Genomic DNA, 4,706 nt, shown 5'->3' with positions numbered 1-4,706 from the left:
TCTTCGTAATTTTCCTGCTCGAAGTATTCCTTGAAGCCGACTGGCATGCCCAGGCCGCTGGCCATTTCGCGGTGGATCTGCGACTCGGTGGTGCGCGCACCGATGGCGACCCAACTGAGCAGGTCTTCAAAGTAGCCGGCGGCCATAGGTTGCAGCAACTCGGTGGCGACCGGCAGGCCCAGGCGCAGCATTTCGCGCATCAGTTCGCGGGACAGACGCAGGCCCGCGGCCATGTCATCGCTGCCATCCAGGTGCGGGTCGTAGGCCAGACCTTTCCAGCCGATGGTGGTACGCGGTTTTTCGACGTAGGCGCGGATTACCAGCAGCATCTGGTCGCTGACTTCCAACGCCAGTTTCTTCAGGTTGCGTGCGTACTCCATGGCCGATTCCGGGTCGTGGATCGAACACGGGCCAACGATCACCAGCAAACGTGAATCTTCGCCATTGAGGATGGCGCGCACGGCTTGGCGATGGGCGTGGATTTGTTCATTGAGGAATGGGCTGAGCGGCAACTGGTGCTTGAGCTCAAGGGCGCTGGGCAAGCGCAGGGTCAGTGCTTCATTGGCGCTGGTCAGGGCAGAAACGGGCAGAGCGGCGACGGAGGAGTTCATCTTCAAGGCTTCCTGGGCAAGCGGCGGGCGATTCCCGCGCGCTCTGCCCTACTGGGGTGTTCGACAATTGGCCGTAGTGGCTACGTGTGCTGGCTTGCCACCGATAGGCGACCGATCGGAGGCGGCAGGCTGTCCCGAGCGGAGCTTGCTAAATCGCCATGCGGTGCTGGTGTCGTAGCGGTAATAGGTGGCGTAGTTCATGTCGTGATTCCTTTAAATGTTCTTGATCAAACAAAGTGTTCAGGGCTGAAAAAGCAAAACCCCCGATCGGGGAGCCGACCGGGGGTTAGATTTCTCTGGTAGGCGACCCCTTGAGCAGTGGGCGCCGATTTCAGGTATCAGGCGCGCCAGTGGCTAAACCAATACCCAAAATAAAAGCTGACTCGTGCACTCAAACCGTTCACACGGGTAGCCAACACCGAGCGCGAGGCGCTGGCAGCAGGGCAAACCTGAGTGTGGGTGAGTTGCAACATGGTGTTTCTCCAAATGATGGTGGGAGCTTACTAGAGGCGCACGGGTGGATTCAATCAGTAATTTCTATTGTGTGGAGGTACTTACGGCTATGGGGTGAGTGCCGATATGCTGGTCGCCACTCGATACTGATTGCTGGGACGCGACCATGACTGCCTTGACCCTTGCGGTTGCTCAATCCATTTCCATCGCGGGCGACGTGCCGGCCAATATCCAACGGCACCTGGCGTTCATGCGCGCAGCGGCTGGGCATGGCGTGCAACTGCTGGTGTTTCCAGAGCTGTCGTTGACCGGCTATGAGCCGTCCTTGGCGGGTGAATTGGCGATAGCACCCGCGGACGCGCTTTTAACGCCTCTGCGCGAGATGGCGCGGGCGCTGCGCTTGACCGCCGTGGTGGGCATGCCGATCCGCTTGACGCCAGGGGCGGGCGTGTTGATCGCCGCATTGGTGCTGGGAGCAGACGGTTCGCTTGCGGTTTACACCAAGCAGCATCTGCATCCCGGCGAAGAGGTGGCGTTTGTCGCGGGGCAGGGCGGTGTTGCACTCGAGTGGGGGGATGACCGAATTGCGCTGGCGGTCTGCGCAGACTTCTCCCACGCCAGCCATCCACGTCAGGCCGCACAAGCGGGAGCCACGGTATACGCCGCCGGCGTGCTGATCAGCGAAGGCGGCTACGCAACGGACAGTGCGCTGCTTCAGGGCTATGCCGCCGAGCATGGCCTGGTGGTGTTGATGGCCAATCACGGTGGCCCATCGGGCGGCTGGGCGTGTGCGGGGCGCAGTGCTATCTGGGCTGCCGATGGGCATTTGCTTGCTGCCGCGCCGGGTGTGGGCGATGCACTGGTCATTGCTCATCGCGACAGCGGGCGCTGGACCGGCCGATCGGTAGCGCTGTGTGCTGAAGAGGTTCGATGACATGACGTTTCACTTGCGCGCGGCGACTGACCAGGATCGCTCATTTGCCCGGACGCTGACCTACGAGGCCATGCGCGGCTACTACGCGCAATACGATTTGCTGTGGTCCAACGATGGTTTCGACGTCGCCTGGGCGGGGCGCGAGAATTGGTTGATCTGTAGCAACGACACCGTGATGGGCTTCATCAGCCTGAGTCGCGATAGCCAGGCGCTGTATATTCGCGAGTTGCATATTCTCGAATCTTTGCGTGGGCGCGGAGCAGGCAACTGGGTACTGGAGCAAATGGCGCTCAAGGCATGCGGCCAAGGTCGCGGTCTTTTACGGTTGACCGTGTTTAAAACCAATCCGGCAAAAAGGCTTTATCAGCGCAAGGGTTTGCAAGTTGCGGGTGAGGAAGCATGCTTCTGGCGCATGGAGCGCGATTGTCGGCCCAAACCTGTGGACCAATAAGTGACTCATTTGCGCAAAACAGGCACAGCTGTTTAATAAGCGCATACTGCGTTTAGGATAAAATTTCCTGTTCCTGCCTCAGGGGCTCATTCATCGGCAAGGATGATGCCTTCTTTCATGCCCAGAAGGACCGCTACCTTATGGGCCTCTCCACGCCGTCCTTTCTTGCGCCCGGCGAGCACCTGATAAGTGGTTGCGGGGTCGACACCGTGTTCCCGGGCGAACGCTTGAACTGACTTACCTTGATGTTCAAGCCAAGCCTTGGCTTGTGCAGCAGTACGAATTCCGGGCATAGTTCAAAACCGTTCAAGTTTGTTTAATCAAGGGATGAACGTATCACCTCTTGAAGGGTGCCAATTTAGGATCATACATCCAAATGAGTGGAATCGGTTCGCGTTTAAGGCAAGAAAGAGAGCGGCTTGGCTTGTCGCAAAAAGTGTTTGGCGAAATTGGAGGCGTAGAAGCGAACGCACAAGGAAAATATGAAAACGGTGGGCGTGCCCCGAAAGCCGATTATTTATCGCGTGTGGCCGAAAGAGGCGTGGATCTCCTTTACGTATTAACGGGAGCTCCCACGCCGGCTCAAATGGATAATCTGAGTCAGATAGAAGAAAAAGTGCTGGGCAACTACCGGTCGATGTTCAAAGAGGACCAGGATGCAATCAGCCGGTTGACCTCCACCTTGGCCGAACATTCGGCAACCCTGAAAGTGAACGGCAAATTCAAGCTATAGCCCGCAATTCCTGACCTTTCGCCCAGAAAACAGCGCTGCTCGTCGTTCGACGGGCACGCTCTTCGCGCTCAAACGCTATATATATGACACTTGCAACTAGGTCTGCGCCTTGGTTTTTTGCTAAGGTGTTCAGCAACCTATAAGACCATATCGCGAGGTGTCTGCTTGATTAGGGTGCTAGTAGTCGATGACCATGATCTCGTTCGTACAGGCATTACACGAATGCTGGCTGACATCGATGGCCTGCAAGTAGTCGGCCAGGCTGAATCGGGGGAGGAGTCCCTGATCAAGGCCCGGGAGTTGAAACCCGATGTGGTGTTGATGGACGTCAAGATGCCTGGGATCGGCGGTCTTGGTGCCACTACCAAATTGTTGCGCAGCCATCCGGACATCAAAGTCGTGGTGGTTACCGTGTGCGAAGAAGACCCGTTTCCTACGCGCCTGCTGCAGGCGGGGGCAGCGGGTTACCTGACCAAGGGCGCAGGCCTGGCAGAGATGGTTCAAGCCATTCGCCTGGTATTTGCCGGCCAGCGCTACATCAGCCCGCAGATCGCTCAGCAGTTGGCGATCAAATCCTTCCAGCCCACCAGCGACTCGCCGTTTGATGTGCTGTCCGAGCGGGAAATCCAGATCGCCTTGATGATTGTCGGCTGCCAGAAGGTGCAGGTCATCTCCGACAAGCTGTGTCTGTCACCCAAGACCGTCAACACCTACCGCTATCGCATTTTCGAGAAGCTCGCCATCAGCAGTGATGTTGAATTGACCCTGCTCGCAGTGCGCCACGGCATGGTGGACGCCAGCGCCTGACATGACCACACCGTTTGATCCGAGTGCCTTTCTTTCGACCTGCAGCGGCCGCCCCGGCGTGTACCGCATGTTCGACAGCGAGGCGCGCCTGCTGTATGTGGGCAAAGCCAAGAACCTGAAAAGCCGCCTGGCAAGTTACTTTCGCAAGACCGGCCTCACGCCGAAAACCGCCGCCCTGGTGGCGCGTATCGCCCAGGTCGAAACCACCATCACCGCGAATGAAACCGAGGCGCTGCTGCTTGAGCAGACGCTGATCAAGGAATGGCGGCCGCCCTACAACATCCTGCTGCGTGACGATAAATCCTACCCCTACGTGTTTTTATCTGACGGCAACTTCCCGCGCCTGAGTATTCATCGGGGCGCGAAGAAGCAGAAGGGCAAATACTTCGGACCTTACCCAAGCGCCGGTGCGATTCGCGAAAGCCTGAGCCTGCTGCAAAAGACCTTTTTCGTGCGTCAGTGCGAAGACAGTTTCTACAAGAACCGCACCCGGCCGTGCCTGCAATATCAGATCAAGCGTTGCAAGGCGCCCTGTGTCGGCCTGGTTGAGCCGGCGGAGTACGCCGAGGATGTGCGCCATTCGGTGATGTTCCTCTCAAAAGTAAAATGATAAGTACTAAGGAGTTGTGATGCCTCAAGCGCTAAGTAAAGTGGAGCTGGATAGAGCCGAAGCGCTTCTAGAGTCGGCCGGTCCGAGTGCGATGTATGAGTATCTGG

General features: G+C 57.8%; 6 protein-coding genes and 1 pseudogene. 5 read left to right on the top strand and 2 right to left on the bottom strand.

Features of this window, described 5'->3' with window-relative positions:
• Positions 1-611 (bottom strand): 3-deoxy-7-phosphoheptulonate synthase (locus L9Z73_RS25670; RefSeq protein ID WP_247407163.1); only part of this gene is annotated, 611 nt, incomplete at its 3' end.
• A 619-nt stretch (positions 612-1,230) separates the two neighbouring features.
• Here L9Z73_RS25670 and L9Z73_RS25665 point away from each other — a divergent pair.
• Positions 1,231-1,998: a carbon-nitrogen hydrolase family protein gene (locus tag L9Z73_RS25665; protein WP_247407160.1), complete on the top strand. Its 768-nt coding sequence runs from the start codon at positions 1,231-1,233 to the stop codon at positions 1,996-1,998.
• A 1-nt stretch (position 1,999) separates the two neighbouring features.
• Positions 2,000-2,449, top strand: a complete 450-nt coding sequence (locus L9Z73_RS25660) for a GNAT family N-acetyltransferase (RefSeq protein ID WP_247407157.1) — start codon at positions 2,000-2,002, stop codon at positions 2,447-2,449.
• Positions 2,450-2,535: 86 nt separating this feature from the next.
• Here the strand turns inward: L9Z73_RS25660 and L9Z73_RS25655 are convergent, their stop codons facing one another.
• Positions 2,536-2,742 carry a DNA-binding protein gene (locus tag L9Z73_RS25655; protein WP_247407154.1) on the bottom strand — a complete coding sequence of 69 codons (207 nt, stop codon included), beginning with the start codon at positions 2,740-2,742 and terminating at the stop codon, positions 2,536-2,538.
• A gap of 83 nt (positions 2,743-2,825) precedes the next feature.
• On the opposite strand from L9Z73_RS25655, the gene L9Z73_RS25650 reads away from it, so the two are divergent.
• The 3 genes and pseudogenes from L9Z73_RS25650 to L9Z73_RS25640 all read left to right on the top strand — a co-directional run.
• Positions 2,826-3,182, top strand: a complete 357-nt coding sequence (locus L9Z73_RS25650; RefSeq protein ID WP_247407151.1) for a helix-turn-helix domain-containing protein — start codon at positions 2,826-2,828, stop codon at positions 3,180-3,182.
• Between the two features lie 165 nt (positions 3,183-3,347).
• Entirely contained in the window at positions 3,348-3,989 is a 642-nt protein-coding gene (gacA, locus tag L9Z73_RS25645; RefSeq protein ID WP_247407148.1) for a response regulator transcription factor GacA, read from the top strand.
• Position 3,990: 1 nt separating this feature from the next.
• Positions 3,991-4,584 (top strand): annotated as a pseudogene (locus tag L9Z73_RS25640) (GIY-YIG nuclease family protein); the annotation flags it as partial.
• Positions 4,585-4,706 lie beyond the last annotated feature (122 nt).

The organism is Pseudomonas emilianonis, assembly GCF_023072625.1.
Lineage (GTDB): Bacteria > Pseudomonadota > Gammaproteobacteria > Pseudomonadales > Pseudomonadaceae > Aquipseudomonas > Aquipseudomonas paraveronii.
Note: the sequence above shows the minus strand (reverse complement) of the source record. Positions and strands in the feature narration are given on the sequence as shown.

Coding starts and splice junctions, on each gene's coding strand:
- L9Z73_RS25665 (WP_247407160.1), top strand. CDS start 1,231: ATGACTGCCTTGACCCTTGCGGTTGCTCAATCCATTTCCATCGCGGGC.
- L9Z73_RS25660 (WP_247407157.1), top strand. CDS start 2,000: ATGACGTTTCACTTGCGCGCGGCGACTGACCAGGATCGCTCATTTGCC.
- L9Z73_RS25655 (WP_247407154.1), bottom strand. CDS start 2,742: ATGCCCGGAATTCGTACTGCTGCACAAGCCAAGGCTTGGCTTGAACAT.
- L9Z73_RS25650 (WP_247407151.1), top strand. CDS start 2,826: ATGAGTGGAATCGGTTCGCGTTTAAGGCAAGAAAGAGAGCGGCTTGGC.